Annotated in this window: 12 protein-coding genes and 1 tRNA gene; 2 read left to right on the top strand and 11 right to left on the bottom strand. The window is 50.3% G+C overall.

What is annotated here, in order from left to right; translation table 11 throughout:
* Positions 1-149 precede the first annotated feature (149 nt).
* The gene (locus ACFMKP_RS23615; protein ID WP_382296002.1) at positions 150-3,299 is read right to left on the bottom strand and encodes a malectin domain-containing carbohydrate-binding protein; all 3,150 of its coding nucleotides are present in this window, start codon (positions 3,297-3,299) and stop codon (positions 150-152) included.
* 571 nt (positions 3,300-3,870) lie between these two features.
* Here ACFMKP_RS23615 and rocF point away from each other — a divergent pair.
* Positions 3,871-4,797 carry an arginase gene (rocF, locus tag ACFMKP_RS23610; protein WP_204756805.1) on the top strand — a complete coding sequence of 309 codons (927 nt, stop codon included), beginning with the start codon at positions 3,871-3,873 and terminating at the stop codon, positions 4,795-4,797.
* A 59-nt stretch (positions 4,798-4,856) separates the two neighbouring features.
* On the opposite strand, the gene ACFMKP_RS23605 is transcribed toward rocF, so the two are convergent.
* Positions 4,857-6,881 (bottom strand): choice-of-anchor B family protein, encoded by a 2,025-nt coding sequence (locus ACFMKP_RS23605; RefSeq protein WP_382295999.1) that lies wholly within the window; start codon positions 6,879-6,881, stop codon positions 4,857-4,859.
* Between the two features lie 144 nt (positions 6,882-7,025).
* Here ACFMKP_RS23605 and selD point away from each other — a divergent pair, with 144 nt between their 5' ends.
* Positions 7,026-8,072 carry a selenide, water dikinase SelD gene (gene selD, locus ACFMKP_RS23600; protein ID WP_382295996.1) on the top strand — a complete coding sequence of 349 codons (1,047 nt, stop codon included), beginning with the start codon at positions 7,026-7,028 and terminating at the stop codon, positions 8,070-8,072.
* 288 nt (positions 8,073-8,360) lie between these two features.
* On the opposite strand, the gene ACFMKP_RS23595 is transcribed toward selD, so the two are convergent.
* The 9 genes from ACFMKP_RS23595 to ACFMKP_RS23555 form a co-directional block, all read right to left on the bottom strand.
* The gene (locus ACFMKP_RS23595) at positions 8,361-10,571 is read right to left on the bottom strand and encodes an ATP-binding protein (RefSeq protein ID WP_382295993.1); all 2,211 of its coding nucleotides are present in this window, start codon (positions 10,569-10,571) and stop codon (positions 8,361-8,363) included.
* Between the two features lie 518 nt (positions 10,572-11,089).
* The gene (locus ACFMKP_RS23590) at positions 11,090-11,836 is read right to left on the bottom strand and encodes a hypothetical protein (protein WP_382295990.1); all 747 of its coding nucleotides are present in this window, start codon (positions 11,834-11,836) and stop codon (positions 11,090-11,092) included.
* Between the two features lie 118 nt (positions 11,837-11,954).
* On the bottom strand, positions 11,955-13,541 hold the full coding sequence (locus ACFMKP_RS23585; RefSeq protein ID WP_382295987.1) for a TROVE domain-containing protein: 1,587 nt from the start codon (positions 13,539-13,541) through the stop codon (positions 11,955-11,957).
* Between the two features lie 148 nt (positions 13,542-13,689).
* Positions 13,690-13,796: transfer RNA gene (locus ACFMKP_RS23580), tRNA-OTHER, on the bottom strand.
* A 607-nt stretch (positions 13,797-14,403) separates the two neighbouring features.
* Positions 14,404-14,877 carry a hypothetical protein gene (locus ACFMKP_RS23575; RefSeq protein WP_382295984.1) on the bottom strand — a complete coding sequence of 158 codons (474 nt, stop codon included), beginning with the start codon at positions 14,875-14,877 and terminating at the stop codon, positions 14,404-14,406.
* Between the two features lie 522 nt (positions 14,878-15,399).
* Positions 15,400-16,215: a Cof-type HAD-IIB family hydrolase gene (locus ACFMKP_RS23570; RefSeq protein ID WP_204756814.1), complete on the bottom strand. Its 816-nt coding sequence runs from the start codon at positions 16,213-16,215 to the stop codon at positions 15,400-15,402.
* A gap of 93 nt (positions 16,216-16,308) precedes the next feature.
* On the bottom strand, positions 16,309-16,929 hold the full coding sequence (locus ACFMKP_RS23565; protein WP_382295980.1) for a hypothetical protein: 621 nt from the start codon (positions 16,927-16,929) through the stop codon (positions 16,309-16,311).
* 21 nt (positions 16,930-16,950) lie between these two features.
* Positions 16,951-17,700: a hypothetical protein gene (locus tag ACFMKP_RS23560; RefSeq protein WP_382295977.1), complete on the bottom strand. Its 750-nt coding sequence runs from the start codon at positions 17,698-17,700 to the stop codon at positions 16,951-16,953.
* A gap of 38 nt (positions 17,701-17,738) precedes the next feature.
* On the bottom strand, positions 17,739-18,902 hold the full coding sequence (locus ACFMKP_RS23555; protein ID WP_382295974.1) for an extracellular solute-binding protein: 1,164 nt from the start codon (positions 18,900-18,902) through the stop codon (positions 17,739-17,741).
* Positions 18,903-18,961 lie beyond the last annotated feature (59 nt).

Below are 18,961 nucleotides of genomic sequence, written 5' to 3'. Positions count from 1 at the left end.
TTCACCAAAATTTGCATGAATTTTAATGCTTTTTGGTACTATTTTAATGTTTTTAAAAACATTTTTAAGGAATTCACGTCATGACGCAGCAACGATCGGTTTAATCGAGCGTGGAGCCATCAGCACGTGACGACTCCACGCCATCGTGCTTAGTTTTTGAGCGTGTATGGCAGCCAAATCCGATACGTCGGCTGGTCAACGGTCACGGTTACGCTTGGCGTTTCCGTTTGGGTTGGCGTGTTAGTCGGCGTATTGCTTGGCGTGAGCGTATTGGTCGGCGTATTGCTTGGTGTTAGCGTGCCAGTCGCGGTTGGCGACGGCGTATTGGTATTGGTTGGTGTGTTGCTAGCCGTCACGGTTGGCGTGTTGGTTGGCGTATTGGTCACGGTCGGCGATGGCGTATTGGTTGCCGTTGGCGATGGCGTGACCGTTGGCGTAACATTGGCAATGTTGAGAATTGGTCCCCAAACCTCAATCGCCGAAATTTTGCCTTGATCAACATTGCCCGGCTGACCGCTTGGCAGGCTAATATTGACCGCTCCATCACTAATATTGGTGGTGAAGGTCTTGGTAATTGGCCGGAAGGTTGCGCCAGTTTCGCTGAAAATATCAAAATTGGTCAACACGGTCGTACCTTCAATTTGGACATTGAATTTACGCTGGTTCGGCCCTGGCCGCCCATTAGTTCCCCAATAGAGTTCGGCAAAGTGCAAGCGCACCGCATACGTTCCAGTGCTGCTCACCGGAATTGTGTATTGCACCGGCGAACCGCCTGTATTGCGCTCGGAACAGTACAAACGATCAAAGTCGCGGGTCACATTGTAAATTTGCGGGCACGAAACCCCTGGAATCAAGACATAGGTGCCACCACCAGTTGAATATGGGCGGCTGGCGTTGGTATCAGGACTCCAAACAGCGCCGTCGTTGGTCGTCCAATCACGATCGCCGCTGTTGATGCGCGCTACAATATCGCGATAGCTCAAACGGAAGAAATCGAAAATAAATGAGATCGTGTTTGGTGTGCCATGGTTGGTTGCCAAAATTCCTGTTGGGGTTCCGGTATTGAAGAACCACAATGGAACATTGATCGTGCCAATTGATATCCATGTGTTACCAGTGGTTTTATAGTAGGCAGTTATGGTCTGCGCAGCAGGATTTCCGTCTAAGCGCAGGTCAATATTGCTTGCACCAGGCAAAACGATACTTGGGTTATTATTGGTTGGGTTGATTTGCAGATTGCCTGCAACTTCCATGGCAAATTGCAACCCAGTGTCGCCACTTGTGCCATCGCCATTCAAATTGGCTGTCGCCACCAACTTCACGTAGTTATCTTGGTTGGGGCCAAAGAACAGGCCCGCCGCTTGATTGCCCTCAGGCGTGCGCCCAAGGAACATTTCCGTAATTCGGGTTTCGACGCGGAAGTTGCGATGGGGATCAAAGCCCAATTGCAAAGCATTAGCTTGGGTATTGATCGAACCAGCATTGGTGCCTTCGGTAGTGATGATGTTGGTAAAACCACCAGCAGCGCCAACCGCAATTTTGGCTTCGGCAGTACGAGTTACGCCGTTGGTAATTTGCACCCCGGTAAAGCCCGTGTTGGCAACTTTGCCCAATGGTGCATCGCCAGGATTCCAATTGAATTCAACCGGCAATTTGGTATTCGTGCCGTTGGCAGCATCAAAATACAACTGGTCGTTGACATCAAGAATTCCGTCGTTATCATCGTCAGGATCAATCAAATCGGAGAGCATATCGCCATCGAAATCGTTGGGCACGCTGGCGCGGCTACACAAGTTGGTGCCATTTTGATCTTCATCAAAATCGGAGTAGCCATCGTTATCGCTATCGACCGCGCTCGAATATGGCGGCGGCGGCGGACAATTGGGCAAATCTTCTGGCTCAAGGATGGTAATTGCATCGCTGCCAAATTCGGCCACGTAAATCACGCCCTTAGCATCGGTCACCACATCGAGCGGTTGATTGAACTTGGCTAAGGTCTGGATGCTGCTTGGTTTGCCAGTTGCATCGAGCTGTACGCGGCTAACATCTTGATTTTGGCCATAAGTTGCCACAATCAAATTGCCTTGCAACGCGCCACCAAAGGCATTGCTAATGTAGGCCGTGATGCCGTTGGTTGATGGCCGGAAATCGTAGGTCAAGGCTGGTGGATTGTAGTTTGGTGGCGTTGGCAGGCCTTGAGCATTGCCATTATTGAGCACACATTCGCCACGGGCTGGGTTGGGATGCCCGCCATACGAGCCTTGGGTCACAATTTTGAGCGTATCGGGCAAATAACGGGGGTTAATTTCAACCCCACCAGGACATTGAGCTGCGCTTGGCGTATCGCCATAGCCATCGTTACCGCCGTTGACATTGGCATACAACTTATTGTTCAGCCAAATAAAATCATAGACATTGCGATAGCCAGTTGCATAAATTTCAAACTGACCAGCAAAGGGAGTCATGGCCGAGGCGCTATTGACGTTTTTAACATCAATCCCAGCGCTTGGAAAGCCTGCGCTGCGCACATTGGCGCGCAAAATTGCCGCCGAGAGATAATATTCGGCCAAATTGCTGAAGTGGGCGCTTGGCGCACCATTGTTGGTGTTGCTCGACGACGAAATATACATCCAGCCATCTGGCCCCCAGACAATGCTGTTGGTGCTGTGATTTTCGCGTGAGCGGGGCAAGCCTTTGATGATGTCGGTTGAAGTAGCAAAATTATTGGTGCTAACCAATTTGCTAATCGTGCCCGAACGGGTGTTGATTTTCTGCGAAGTCGTATCGCTGTTGTAGCCATAGCGTGGGTCGCTATGCGAAACATACAAAATCATGTTCGCTGGGGTTGAGGCTGGATCAAACAAAACCCCAATCAGTTGGCGGCCATTAACCCCAGTTGCTGGCGAGCCATCTTCATTGGTATTGGGATAATTGTAGATAGTTTCGATAACTTGAACCGCAGTTGCTTGATGGGTGGTTGGATTGAGCGTAATTGCAAAAATCCGCCCATTGAATTGGCTGACATACAAGCGGCCATCGGGGCCAAAAACCATGCCAGTTGGGCTATCGAAGAGCGAAGCACCAGTTAATGCAGAGCTGGAATTGAAAATTGTTTGGCGAAAAAAACTAATGCTGCCAGAATGTACATGTTGGCGCTCAGCATTATAACTATATTGAATTGTCGAGCGCGTTTGAGCGGCGGCATCATGAGTCGCTGGTTGCAGCAACCACCCCCCAGTCAACAGACTGAAGAGCACTATCATCACAACCACACGGGCATGAAACTGTCGTTTGATCATCACAAATCCTTTCGAGAACATGAGCGAGCGCAGATCAACCTGCTATGCCAAATTCTTGCTGGTGCTACGCCTATGATCGTGCCGAAATCTGCGAGGCATGTCAAGCGACAGGTCACGTTGCATGGGAATGTGGTGACATCTTAACAATTGCAGCCATACACCAGATGGCATAACGCTCATAACTCGTCCTCTGATTGTGAACTATAGCGCATAGCAGCATGCTTGTCGTGGGAATTATGGCCTATACTCAGGCGCTATTTCTGTGAGGAGCCACGCTCCACCTTATGGGTGAAACATGGGTGATAAAAGTTAAATCTATTTAACCTTTCGGCCCATTACAGCACATCCACACACTCAAGCGCTGTTCAAGCCGCTTATGATCACAGCATCTGCCTATCAAGTAACTCTATTACAGCATATGGTTGGTTTTTTGTGCGCACGGTTTTTTAAGAATTAAGCCTGTGCCGACCCAATATTTCGAGCAATTTAGCCGAAAACCCACGCCATGCGCTAGAATAGCAACAGACTTTCATTCGATGCTGCATGAAAGTGACATTACTAGGAGGTTCTTGTGCTAATCGATCTTATCGGTGTCCCGCTCGATTTGGGTCAAGGGCGGCGTGGCGTGGACATGGGACCAAGCGCAATTCGTTATGCAGGCTTACGTCCACAATTAGAGGAGCTTGGTCATACCGTCATTGATCGAGGCAACCTGACGGCCAGTATTGCCGAAACCCTACCCGTGGGCGACCTCACCTTGCGCTATTTCGAGCCAATCCGCGATACCTTAGTTCAATTAGCCAGCGAAGTTGACCAATCGTGTAGCCAAGGCCATGTGCCAGTTGTGCTCGGCGGCGACCATAGCATTGGCTTAGGCTCGGTCAGCGGTGCTGCTCACAATCGTGATATTGGGGTGCTCTGGATCGATGCTCACGGCGATTTTAATATTCCCAGCACTTCGCCATCGGGCAATATTCATGGCATGCCCTTGGCGGCGCTGTGTGGCTATGGCGACGAACGTTTAATCCATTTGAGCGGCCAGCGCTTGGCAAATTCGATGATCAATCCGCATCATGTGGCCTTGGTCGCGGTGCGCGATCTCGACCCTGAGGAACGCCAACTCTTAACTGAAGCTGGCGTGCAGGTGTTTGCCACCGAATATATTGATCGCTATGGCATGTATGAAACCATGGTGCGGGCAATCAGCGTTGCCAATCAAGGCCGCGATGGTTTTTACGTCAGCTTCGACCTTGATGTGCTTGATCCAGCAGTTGCGCCAGGCGTTGGTACACCAGTTCCAGGCGGTATAACCTACCGCGAAGCCCACTTGGCAGCGGAGCTCATTGCCGAATCGGGGCGCATGATTGGGCTCGATATTGTCGAAGTCAATCCGATACTCGACGATCGCAATCGCACGGCGACGGTTGCGGTTGAAATTGCGCTTTCAGCACTTGGCAAGCGGGTTTGGCACAAACAACAACCCCGCACCGCGCTCTAAATCAAACAACAACAAAAGCGGGGCGCATGCCCCGCTTTGTGATCTCCAAAGGAATAAAGTTATTCAGCGCGAATTGCGTAGGGCAACCAAAGCGACCATTGCACTTGGGCTGGTGCTTCAACCACGACGGTTGTGCTTGCTGAAAGCGAGTTGGTGGTGTTGCTTGCGCGCACCGTAACCGTGTAGTTGCCAATCGTAGCGTAGGTATGGCTCAAGCTGGTGGTTGTGGTTGTCACATCCGTTGAAGCATCACCAAAATTCCAAACATAACTGACATTCGTGCCAGCAGTAATCGTGGCCGCGAAATTGGTAGCTTGGCCAACAACCGTTGGGCCATCGTTGCTTACTGCCAAGCCTGCAACAGCTTGGGCTGGAGGTGCCGATTTACGCACCATAATCAAGCCACGCGAAATATCGCTAATCAGCAACGTGCCGCTTGGCAAGTAGGGATAAACGCCCCAAGCACCATCAAAGTTGGCAGCATTGCTCCCCGGATAGGTATCAATAAACGCTGATTCTTGGATGCTATTAGGGTTGGTTACATCCAAAATCGTCAAACCACGCAAGTAATTCGACATGTAGTAGTCGTTATCGATCGTATAGCCGTTGTGATCGATTGCTTTGGTTGGGCCATCCCAAACTGCGCTGATGGTTGGGTTATCCAAATCGTGAATATCCATCGTGCGCACGCGGGTGTTATGGCCTTGATTTGATTCATCCAATTCATCTTGGATGAAAACGTACATTTTATCGTCGCTATACCAGCCTGAGTGGGTGTAGCCGCTGCCCGAATAAGGCCGTGAGCTAATGTGGAATGGGTTGGCCGAATTGGTAATATCCCAAATTTCGACCGACGACTCGCTGAAATCAAACATGATTTCGCACGAGGCTTGGTGACCAGGAGCACATGCCGAGGTTCGCGAATCGGTAATAATCATACTGGTATCGTCGTGGGTGTAGCTGACATTCGTATCTGGCACGCCACTATCAATAATTTGCGGCGTAAGTGGATTGCTAATATCAAACGCACGGAACACGCCTGAGCTCAAGCGGCTGCCGTTTTTGCCCACGCCGTTCATGTAGAGCGCAGCAGTTTTGCCGGGCAAGGCCACATTGGTACTGTAATCGACGTTTTTGATGTACACCGTGTGCGATGAGCCAAAATCAGCGGTGTAGGTTGCTGCCAAACTCACCGAAGGATTGGGATCGCTCAAGTGGTTCAGATCAACGATCTGCAAGCCTTGGCTGCGATTTTCGGTCGAAAGGTAAGCATAGGCATTCCAGCGATTTTGGGTGGTGTTGAAGTATTGATAGACCTTCACTTCGCGCCATTGTGAGTTATTGCCTGGCACGGTGCCAATCACAACTGGATTGGTCGGATCTGTTACGTCAACTACGCCTGTGCCGTTGTTGACCCCAATAACCGCATATTCGCGATTGGTGTTGAGATCGACGTGGCCCCACAGATTGCTGCCATCGGTTGCCCCGACATTATTGACCTTAAAGTTTGAGAGTGGAACACTACCCAAAAAGTCAATTCCTTTACATTCAAAAATCCCTGCCATGCCATTGACACAGGGTTGGGCGGCGCTTGGGGTTTCCAATTCGCTTGGAATTTGAATTCGATCAAGTTCAACTGAATTTAGCCCATCGCGATCTTCAACCCGCGCAAAACCAATCGCTGCCAACTTTTCACGGTAGCGCGTCGGAATGCCTGCCACATAGGTTGGGTTGGCGTTGGGATCTTGCTGGGTAAAATTATCGCGGGCGCTATAGCCACCGCGCACCGGAATTTGGCGGCTCAGCAATAAACCAACCGAACGCGCATCAAATTGATAATCACCAGCAGCAACCCGAATTTCGTCGCCCTTGCCAGTGCCACGATTAATCGCATATTCGATGGTTAAACAGGGCTGCCAAATCTTCGAACAATCACCTTCATCTCTGCCGAACGGCGCAACATAGATCTTATGATCATGGTTGCTATGCGCCGAAATCGAAGCAATTGGTGCTAACACAAACGCTGCCACCACTGCAAAACCGACCGCTAACGAACGCGACCAACGTCCATTGTGTGTGTGCATGCCAGAACCTCACTGTTAGGACCATCGGAGAAAATAGGGGCCGCCTTTGGAGATGCCCTATTATACGCGATTCTTAATATGTGTATAATATTAACCACTTGCATTTCTAAAATTCTTTAATCCCGGTTGATTGTAGGCAAAATCATGGCAGATCGCGACCAAATTCGGCTGACCGAGCTTGCTTCTTGCGCTGGCTGAGCGGCCAAAATGGGGGCAGGTGCTCTCAGCAATTTAATTAGTAGCTTGCGCTTACCAACCAGTCCGCAGCTGTTAGTTGGCCTCGATGTCAGCGATGATGCGGCGGTTTATCAACTCAATCAGCAGCAAGCTTTAGTCCAAACAGTGGATTTCTTTCCACCGATTGTTGACGACCCTTATAGTTTTGGGGCGATTGCAGCTGCGAACGCATTGAGCGATATTTATGCAATGGGCGGCAAGCCAATTTTGGCCTTGGCAATTGCAGGCTTTCCACGCGATCTATCGCCAACCATTATTCAGGCACTTATGCAAGGCGGCGCAGATAAAGTTGCCGAAGCAGGAGCAGTGTTGGCTGGCGGCCATACGATTATTGATAATGAGCCAAAATATGGCCTCTGCGTGACTGGCTTAATCGATCCCGCGCTGATTACCCGCAAAGCTCAAGCTCAAGCAGGCGACCAACTCTATTTGACCAAAGCACTTGGCACAGGTGTGATCAGCACCGCCAGCAAGCGTCAAGTTGGCGATCCAGCCGATCTTGAACTGGCGATTGAGAGCATGCTCAAACTCAATCGACGAGCGGCGGAACATATCGCAGCGCTTGGCAGCATTCGTAGCGCCACCGATATTACCGGCTTTGGCTTGCTTGGCCATGGCTTGGAGTTGGCGCGCAATAGCAAGGTTGGGCTGCGGATTAATAGCCAAGCATTGCCGCTGCTCCAAGGAGCCTATCGCTACGCCCAAGCAGGCATCATGCCTGGTGGCTTGCATACCAATCGCGCTTATGTCGAGCAACAAATCCAGGTGCACTATGCTGAAACAGTTGATCTGGCGCATCAAGCCTTATTGTACGATCCACAAACCTCTGGGGGATTATTGATTGCGGTGGCTGCTGAGCATGCGGCTGCACTCGAACAACAATTTGCCCAAGCAGGCGACCCACTTTGGCCCATTGGCGAGATCATTGAACAGCAACTCATCGAAGTTGTTTAATGAGTACCATCACTAAAGCCCAGTTCCTGTGCGCTAGGTGTACTGGTTCATTGCGTTAACGGCAGCTTGATCCCCTCACCCCAACCCCTCTCCCACGTGGCGGGAGAGGGGCTTTAATCGCGTGGTTCTGCCGCACTGCGTGGTGAAAACGGGTGCTCCCCCTCGCCCACGTTCAGTGGGCGAGGGGGCTGGGGAGTGAGGGAACATGGTTGTCAACCTAATGAACCAGTACACCTGTGCGCTAGGAACTGGGCCATCACTTCTTTCACAAGCCAAGTATTGAAAATGCTAGCCCAACACCCGTGGATCAACCGTTTGATCGACCAGATCGAGAAATTCACTAATTGTTGGCAAATGTGCTGGCGGGGTTGGTTCGCCAGCAAACTGAGCAACGCGTGCCGCAATCCGTTCAAACTCGCGCAACGAAGCAGGATCAGGTTGATGCTCCTGATTGTAAGGGTCTTGCATACGTTCAGCAAATGCCAAGGCTTGGTTGGCCAAATTGGGATACTGCTCCGCCAGAATCGCTGCCAGCGTCAACATTTCATCGCCTGATTGCTCCAAGTTTTGGATTTGAGCCTGAAGATCGAAGACTGGCCGCAACAGCTGAAAAGCACGCTGCTGTTGACCATACTTATACCAAACCCGTGCCAACGAGCCTTGCACCCCAGGAATGAGATTGCGAGCATCGTTTTGCAAGGCCAGATTCAGCGATTCATCAAGCACTTGTTCGGCCAATGCCAAATTATCAATCGCACATGCCAAAATGCCGCGCGAACTCTGACAGAGAATAATCCCAACTTGATGGCCAATTGTGCGATTAATTTGCAAACTTTGCTGATAGCAACGTTCAGCATCATCAAAACGGCCCAAACCAATGTAGGCACTTGCCAAATTGCCGAGCGCTGCTGCCTCGCCAGAATGATCATTAATTGCCCGCCAACGCGCCACAACATCCTCGCCAAGTTCAACTGCTTGTTGATAATGGCGTTGTTGATAGGCTAATGATGCTAGGTTGTGCCAAGCGCGGATTTCGCCAAAACTATCGCCAACTTGTTTAAACAAGGCTTGACCACGCTCATACCACAGTCTAGCATCAGCGTGATCGGCAAAATATTGGGCACAAATGCCTGCGGCAATCGCGGCTTTGGCGCGCACCGCTGGCTCAACTTCGTGCTCGCGCAGCCATGCTTGGCCAATCCACGCTCGGGCTTCTTGGGCATAGCCTTTGGTAAACCAAAATAACCAGAGCGAGCCAGCAATTCGCAAGGCCGTGGCAGGATGTTGCTCGACCGCCCAATCGAGCACCGAACGCAAGTTGTAAATATCGCTTTGCAAGCGCGCCATCCACAGCGGTTGTTCGGCTCCGAGCAATGGTTTCTCGGCACTTTCGGCCAAGTGGGTAAAATAGGCGCTATATAAACGTTGCAGATGGTTGGCTTCCCGTCGCCGTTGCAAACGCCCTTCAGCATACGAGTGCACAGCATCCAGCATCAGATAGCGCTGCTCGCCATTGGGCAAGGTTTCGAGTTGCACCAATGATTTATCGACCAAGGTCTGCAAGCCTTCGACCACATTAATTGGCACATCAGGAATCCCAGCGCAAATCGCCTCAGCTGATTCCAGCGTCCAGCTGCCGCGAAAAATCCCCAAGCGAATAAACAAAACTTGCAGCGTCGGCGAAAGCAGCCGATAGCACCAATCGAGCACCGGCCACAAAATTTCTTTGCGTTGCATGGTGCTATTTTTATCAACCATGGCAGCGCCTAAGCGCAAATGATGACGCACCATGCGCACTAAATCCGAGGGCGGCAAGCTACGGCTATGGCTCGCAACCAATTCCACCGCCAAGGGCAAGCCTTGCACCAAACGACACATTTCGGCAATTGCTTGGGCTTGGGTTTGGTCGAATTTGAGCATCGGCTGCAAACGGCGCAAGCGTTCGCTAAACAACTGCACCGCGCCATATTGCATAATTTCGTCAGCACTCAAATGGGCATCTGCCGCCGGAACACTCAATAATGGCACGCGATAGATCGTTTCAGCAGCCACATTCAAAGCTACTTGGCTGGTTACCAAGACTGTTAATTGAGGCACTGCTGCCACCAAGGCTTGCACATCAGAAGCAGCTTCAATCACATGATCGATATTATCGAGAATTAAGAGGCTTGGTTGGGGGGCAAAATAATGAGCAATCGTCGCGATTAATGGCTGATCGCTGGTTGGGGCAATGCCAAGGCTTTCGGCAATTGTGGCCAATACCAGGCCAGCCGCCCGAATCGGCACCAATGAGACAAAAAAACTGCCGCCAGCAAAGTGGTCTGCATAGAATCGGGCACAATCGACGGCCAAGCGTGTTTTGCCTGCGCCACTTGCGCCAACCAAATTAATTAAGCGCTGGCCTTGGGTCAGTAAGGCCCCAATTTCAGCAGTTTCAGCATCACGCCCAATGAGCGCAGTGGTATATCGTGGAAGGAGATCGGAATGTTCTGTCTGCATCTACACACCAATTGGTTTCTGCTAAAGCCATCAACATTGATAGCAGCCATGCGTCATTGCATCGTTGGTTGTTGTGCATAGCCCGATTGCTGAGCCGTGCATTGGTTAATCATACACGAAAATGTGGCTTAAATGCACTAGGATGGCTAGGATTGTTAAGGTTGGGGATTGGGGAGCGGTTGTTGGGGGCTAGGAATCGATTTCTTAACGCAGAGGCGCAGAGAAAAGGATGAATTATGAGGGATGAAATATTAAAAGTCTGAATAGTTACGCCAAAACTATAGCACAAAAAGGCAAAGGAGTTAGGCTCTTGGCTATGTGTAATGGTTCATTGGATTGGCAACTGGTAGCATTCCCTCACCCCAACCCCTCTCCCGTGGCGCAGGCGAGGGGCTTTAACATGCTGGTTCTGCTCAATGCATCGGTGATACAGGGATGCTCCCCCTCGCCCGCGTTCCAGTGGGAAAGGGGGTTGGGGGGTGAGTGAACATGGGAGATCATCCAATGTACCATTGAGTTTAGTGCTTGTCGGCAAGCCATGTGCGGGCGGCGTTGGTGGTAAATGGCGCAAGCAACAGATTAGCTTCCGGCGTTGCATACGACACACCAACCAAGCCATAATCGACTTGGCGCTCAATCGCGTTGGCTGGTGCATAAACCTTGATGCTGCTATCGAAATCGTATGAACGTTGGATGACTTCAAGCGATAAAGCACCAAAATCAGGGTCGTTGCTATACATGCCTAATTGCATTTGATGCAGATAGTTGGCTTCAACCCCAACCCACAAATCAAATTTAAGGTAGCTTGTGCCAGCAGCATCGCTATTGAGCCAAATTTGATATTGCTCGGTTGGCGCACCAGCAATTGGCATTGCCCCCATGTGGGTTACAGGCACATCGCCAGTTGGCGTTTCGGGCAAATCTTCAATTGGTGCGGCTTCGGGCAAACCAGTTGCTTCAATATACCATTGGGTTTCAATTCCGGTGCGGCTATAGAGCGTGCCATCGTATAGCACCATTTCAACCAAGTCGATATCCGATAAGAAACCAACTGGGCGAATGACCATATAGGCCCGATTGGGGTTTTCTTGCTCGACCTTCGCCACCATCAATGGCTCGCTATTGATTTGCATCAACAATTCGCTGCGACCACTTGATTGGGCTTTAACTGCGGGCAAGCTATCAACTCGTTCAGCAGCAGCTGCTGATAAACTCGTCACCATCACCAATAATGCCACCAGCGCAACACGCATACGTTTTAACATAGCCAATTAATCCCTTTCACTCAACACAACAGGGCGTTGTGCTCGCAATATGGTACGCCAACGATAGTCCTAGGTTACAACAATATAGGTACTATCTTTTAATAGTACCTATATCAACTTAAATGGTGATTTGCTCGATTGCGCTCAGCTGGTCGGCATAGCCAAGCAACGATTGGGCAATATAGGCTGGCACATGCTCGGCCCAACCGAAAATAAAGCTCACATTTGGCTCCTCGGGCGGCGCAACCGCATGCGGATACGGCGCAAGCGTAATCAAAAATGCTTGGGCGTTGGGGTTGATCTCGGCCAAATATTTGCGCCAAACACTCACAAAACTTTTGCCACCATGGCTATCCTGTGCCCATTCCTCGTTGTCGGTCAGCGCAATTACCACATCAACGACCTCGCGGCGGGCATACAACAAGGAAATCGGTGCTGAAACCGCCGTGCCACCGCCAATCTTGACCGAAATTTGCTGGGTAATGTGCAGCAAACTGGGCTGCTGCATAAGCTTGATCTCGACAACCTTCGTATCAAATGGCAGCAGTTGCGCCGTAGGATTACTGCGATACAGCGAGCCAGCGAAAATGCCAGCAATATCGACATAGCGAACGTGTGATTTGGGGTTGAGCGTGCCGCGCATCGAGCCAGAAATATCCGGTGCAATTACCACGCGGCCAGGAATTGCGGGCATATTTTCAAAGGCCATTTCGAGCATCTGCGCAAGGGTTTGGCGAATCAGGCCTTCTTGCTCGTTCATTGGTAGGAAGGCCATCCAAGCAGCATGCAAGCGAAAAGGCAAAATCTTGGCCTGCCGAAAGGCTTCAAGGTCGCTCAAACGGGCAACCACATAGTCAATCATTGCCTGATCGTGAAACACGCCAGCGCGTTGTAGGGCTGCCAAATGGCGCAGCAAGGCAAAGTAGGGCATTTGCTCCATCAACACTTGCCACAACTCGCGATCTGGCTTAATGGCACCAGTCACAATTTCGTAGGGCAAGCGCCCACTTTCAACCAAGGCCCGCTGTTCGTTCGGGTCAGTCGTGCGCTTCAATTGCTCCAGCGCAGCGATTTGTGGCAAGAGCGTAGGCGCTTGCTCGGCCCAAGTTTCGCGCCAGCGTTCGCGATCGATTAGATAGCTGAACAAGGCATTGGTGCGATCATCGACTGGTTGCGGGCGCGTGAGCCGCAGCACATCGCGCAAGGTCATGCTGCCAGCATTCGTACCACCATATTTAATCGCGTGATATTCGCTGAGGTTGAGCAACCAAGCATTGATTGTTTGCTTGATAGCGCGACCCATGCCAGGCCGAATCTGGTGCGAACGCACAATTTGCACAAAATCTTGCAAATCGCCAGGCGTAAGAATAATTCGGTTAAAAATTTGGCGAAATAAGCCCAAATTGATAGTTGATAAAGCAACCAACCCAATAATTGGCTGAAGGCGCATGCCTCCTTGTTCGCGGGCATAGACCAAGGCTTGCGCAGCAAAAAGAGGGTTCTGGGCTAACATTGCTTGGTGCAAATCCAGCGTCAAGGCATAATTGGTGCCTTTCGAGGCATAAAATGTCGAGCCAAGTGTATTGGTCAATAACATTTGCACATAATGTTCAGCCAAACTGCGTTGATAGGTTGGCAAGCCATGGTAATTAAGCCCGTTAGCATCGGCAGGGGCGGGTGCAAACAGGCGGCGAACAACGTTCATGACCACCTCCAGATTATAAGGAAGGAAACACCACTTCTCTCGAAAAAAACCATGGCCGAAGCCGAATCACGCTTGCGAATCAAACGCTGTGACTTGGTTTGGGCAACTACATCACATCGATTCGACTTGGCCATGGGGCCACAATAGGGGAGCCTAGCAGGACTCGAACCTGCGCCCGAAGCAATTCCTACTAGCACCTCGCGAACGAGGAAGTTACCGTAGAAGTCTTTGCTCTACCAACTGAGCTATAGGCTCCATATTAAGGATGAAGGATGAAATCAAACCCGCAAATTGTTCCGCTAGCCACCAGCCAATAGCCTAGTGCCAAGGGGTCAGGGTTCAGGGGCTAGAGATCAGGCCTTTTTCCATTCCACCACTGTTGCACAACCCGCAAATTGTTCCAGCAGTCAATAGCCAAATCTTCTCTGCGCCTCTGCGTTAAAATCTTACTTCGCGATCTTCGCGCCCTTCGCGGTTCCAGCTTCGTGAATCATCTCAGGTGAGACTAACTCATGGTTACAATGGTTCTAAGAAGCGGCTGATTAAAGCCCGCATTCGCCAAGTTAACATTGCACGGTTCCTCAGGTAGCTGCATACGACTCCTTCAAACGGTATGCTGAACGCAAGGCTGCTGAGGAAGAGGCGTGGAACTTCGGAATAAGCGAAGTATGTCCCACAAGCACCTCAGCAAACTCTCACTTGTCTCCCACAAGCAGGCGAGGAAGCAAACTAGATTGAAAATACCACACCTCGCCAGCTCGTTTGTTCTCTCCCACAAGCGCTACGCCATTGATGTTGTAATCAAGCATTGGCTAGCGATTCCTTGAACTAAAGTCGATTCCTGCTCCGCTCGTTCTCTCCCTCAAGCGGTTTTCTTGGCTTTGCTGCGCCATGGCAAGCGCCATGAAGTTGTTGGTTCGGGCGCTGTCTCAATGTGCGCCAATTCCAACACTTTACGCACATAGCTGCGCACTTCGCCGTGGCAGGTATCCAAGTGCTTGGCAACTTTAGCGGCATCTTCGACCACCACAGGCACGCGCAAACTTTGGTCAAACCACGAAACAATGCCGGTTACGTCGCGCATTAGTTTGGTTGGCGGCGTTAAGCACACCACCCGAACCAACACATCAGCGCGTTTAATTTTTGGATGCTGCACCGTAAACATGGGGCTGGCAATATAATTTGCGTAGATCAACACTTTGGCAATCAGCAAGCGATAGCGAAGGCTGTCATCACTGATTGAACCAGTGTCTACGACCCATAAATCCAACCCAGGGCGGGCGGGGTCGAGCGAACCCGCAACAATATCAATGCGGGTGGGATCTTCGAGCGTCATGAGCAAACCTCTCGCTAAAACAAAATAGTCGCCACTGCTGTGACGACCTTAGCATTAGCGTGTGTCAGTACGCGTCACACTAGCGGTCGCCATCCATCCTTCGTCAAACTCATCTCGCCTGCAAAACGGTAGCCTAAATCTACATTACGCAATGAGCCACAATTGTGGGCTATCGGCGAGTAATGTTTGATAGGCTGGCGTTTTGGTTGTGGGTTGGTGAGTAGCCGTCGCATGGTGCTCGTTCCTTTCCTATTCGATCTACTAATTTCGGTGATAGGCCCACTATAACCGCTCTACCGCAGCCCGTCATCAGCCATCAGGCGGAAATTCCTAGGCAATTAGGCTGAGAGCAGGACATAGAGCATAGAACAGAGAACATAGAAGTTTTGCGGTTGCTTTAACCACGAAGAGCACGAAGAACACGAATGTTAAATTTCTTGGCTGCTTAAATTCTGTATCAAATGCTTAGAATAATAAACCCTAACTTCGTGCTCTTCGTGTCCTTCGTGGTTAAATAAGGGTCTATTCTTCGCCCAACACAAAGCGCCGAATGCCATAGGCAGCGCCATCTTCGGCCAGCGTTGGTAGCGTATGATTTGCTGCCGCTAAAGCAAAACGATCAGCATTGCCCATCGCCATGCCAAAGCCCGCCCAAGCCAACATCGAAGCGTCGTTCTCGCGATCGCCAATTGCGGCAACTTCTGCTTGCGCAATGCCAAGATGTTCAGCCAAAACTGCTAAGCCAACGCCTTTGGAGCTGCCAATCGCCGAAGCCTCGCCAAAATGGTCGTGCGAGCGAAAAATTTCCAAGCGGCCTTTCCAGCGTGCACCCCATTCTTGCATCGTGCGTTCTAGCTCAGTTGGGTTGGTAATCCAAACCAGCTTGGTAACGGGCTTTTGGCGCACAATTTCCACCAAATTTGGCACGACATTCACCGGAATATCAACCAGCGAAAAGCCCAAATATTCCTCAACCTCTGGGCTGCGCTCGACAATCCACAATTGATCGTCAATATAGGCCTGAATATACAAGCCCTCTGCTAAGGCCAATTCAACCACTTCGGCGGCCAAATCGGAGGGCAAAGGGTTATCGTAAAGCACCGTCCCATCGGCAGTTTGCACGTGCGCACCTTGGTAGGTAATTAACGGCGTGGTAATGTTGAGCATATCAGCAAATGGCTGAGCAGTACGAATCATCCGGCCAGTTGCAATGGTCACATGCACACCAGCGGCCTGGGCATCGGCAATCGCTGCTTTGGTGGCGGCGCTTGGCTCTAAGCTTGCATCAAGCAAGGTTCCATCAAGATCAAGCGCTAATAAACGATAGTTGGGCGACATGAAGTATCCTCTAAAACGCAACAACGACGTGCAGCTAGTATACCGCAGCGTCGTTGAGTCGATATTCTCGAATTAATTGCGAGTATAACACCATCAGCGTTCCTGATCCTTGGGCGGATCAAGATAGATCATTGGCTGCTGACTAGGGTCGGCATAGACAATCGGTTGGCCTTGAAATAATGGCTCGGTTTCAATCGCCACTGGCTTGATTAAGCGATCTAAGCGCCCGATTAATAAAGCATTGCCAATGTAAATTGTTATTGCCAGCAACACCAAATAGCTGACAATTAACAGCATATCGAGCCATGGATTAAAATCTTTCGCCAGCAGAATCCGCACCATAATCAGGTAGAGCCAACGCCCAAGCACCATTAATCCTGCTTGCCAAGCAATCTTGCGCACCACTGCTTGCTCATCGAAGAGCAATAATAAAGGCAGCAAGCCAATCACGACTGAAACAATTGGCAGCAGGGTTTGCAATGGAGCATTGGTGTTCACCAACTGATACTGCTCAACGCTAATGAGGTTATTATTCCAGACCCATCGTAGGAGCACTGGATAAACCACCAGCAGCATAATGATCGTTACAATCGGCTCAATCACGACAATGCCCAACAAATGGCGCATACGTTCGATTGAACTTTTTTTACGTTTCGCCAACCAAATGCCAAGCGCAATCGCCAGCCAAAGCACAAGATAGATGCCTATAACCATACAATTCTCCCAGGTAGCTGTTTAGGCAACGCCACTTTGCGACATTGCGCCTTCCAAAACATGCTGAAACGCATCCATATCGGCGTTCAAATTGCTCAGCCGCTCGGCAACTTCTTGCGAGGTTTGGGTTGCGCTCGAAGCCTCGGATGCACGCAAACGCACGGTTTCAGCCAACACATTATCAAGGTTGGCAGCAATATTTTGCAATTGAGCCGTAATGCGATCATAGTAGGTTGCCAAAGCTTGGGCATTTTGCTGCCGATCAATCAAGGCGGCGCGAGTTTCTTTCAATTGATCAACGGTATAGCTGTCTTTGGTCATGGCAATTCGCTGATCAAGATTATCGATTTGCGGTTGCAAGCCATGCGGTGGCGAGGTATACAAATATTGCTCGATCAATTGGCCTTTATCAGCTAAGCCATGGGCTTGTTGATACAACTCATTGGCCTGCTCGGCAATTGGCTGCAATAGGCGTTGCAACGGCCCAGCAGTTACATTGGTCGAGCGCGTAATCTCGCGGCGAGTATGATCAATCGTATCCAAATGCGATTGAAAGGTACGGCTGGTAATTTTGGCCAATTTTGGTGCTTCGGGCTTTTGGGCCAAAATATTGGGGTCGCTGGCCAACGCCCAGAGCATCAACCCATAGGCAATAAGTGCAACCACAATCAACCAAGGATAAATCGTCAGCGACATGGCAATCCCAACTGCCAAGACAACTAAGGGCAGGGGCTTGGTGGCCGCAACACGTAAAGGATGCCGTGAATTCATAAGGCTACGTCCAATCTCTAGAAAAATTGCTCCGCTGGTTAACGTTTAACACTTGGTTCAATCGAATTCCACAAATCGAGCACCGCTTTAATTGTGGCGGCATCTGGCTCAGCGGCCAGATTGGCAATGCTCAGTTGCACGCCAGCGCTTTGGTATTTTACAAATGGTGAATCGGCTGCATCAATTGCAACATCAGGGTCGACTGGGCGAAAGCCTTGCTGCACGGCAGTCGTTTGTTGGTCTTTTTCCAAGAGAAATTCACGCAACAAGCCAGCAGCTTCGCGTTGATCAGCGCTGCTCCACGAGGCATCCAAAATGGCCAAAGGATGGTCGCTGTATAAATTTTGAGGTGGATACAACAACAGCAATTTGCCAAAGCGACCCTGTGATTTAGGCAAATATTCTAAGGCTGTGCTTTCATAAACGATAGCAGCACCATAATTAGCTGGTCCAACCTGCACCATTTTTTGCATGAGCGAGCCAGTGCTTTCGACAAATTGTTCGACATTTTTGGCATAGCCTTGCAGCCATTCGACAAACTTGGGATCGTTAATATCAGCAGCGGTTAAGCCGTTAGCTTTATTATGATAGGCATAGGCCATCAAAACCCAGGCTTGAAACCCGCTATTCGAGGTGGTTGGGCTGGTTTGGCTCATGAGAATTTTCTGGTTGCGCTGCGGCAGCAATACACCATCATGCAGCGTTTGCCAAAATTGCGCATCTTGCGATTTAACCAGCTTCGCTGCAGGCGAGCCTTCGTAGGTCACCAGCACTAGCGGCGAAATCAGCAACGGTTGGGTATCAGCAGCCAAATTGGTTTTGCCATCAATTTGGGCCGCATTAATTTGGGTAATTTGCAGGCTACTTGCTGGGCTAATCGCGGTTGGGCGCAAACTGCCAGCCTCCAATTGGCTCACAATCTCCTGCGAGCCACGTGCAATCAAGTCGACCTGAATTGGTTTGCCATCGACAGTAGGCTTGGTCGCGAGCCATGTATTAACTGTTTGCTTGAGCCAAATATCTTTTTCACTGCTATAGACTATTTGGAGCTTAATTGCCTGACTTGGGTCGGGCGTGCTCGGCATTCTGGTTGGTAAAATTGCCAACGGTGCTGAAGAATCCAGCCAGCCGTTGCTGACGGCCCCAACGACGAATGCACAAATCATAAAAAAGCCTATTGCAACCACCCATGCCTTACGCATAACAACTCCGTTCTATCCAAAGATCAAGAATGCTCCAATGTTATGGTTTTGTTAAGCAA

The organism is Herpetosiphon sp. NSE202 (assembly GCF_042688385.1).
Classification (GTDB): domain Bacteria; phylum Chloroflexota; class Chloroflexia; order Chloroflexales; family Herpetosiphonaceae; genus Herpetosiphon.
Note: the sequence above shows the minus strand (reverse complement) of the source record. Positions and strands in the feature narration are given on the sequence as shown.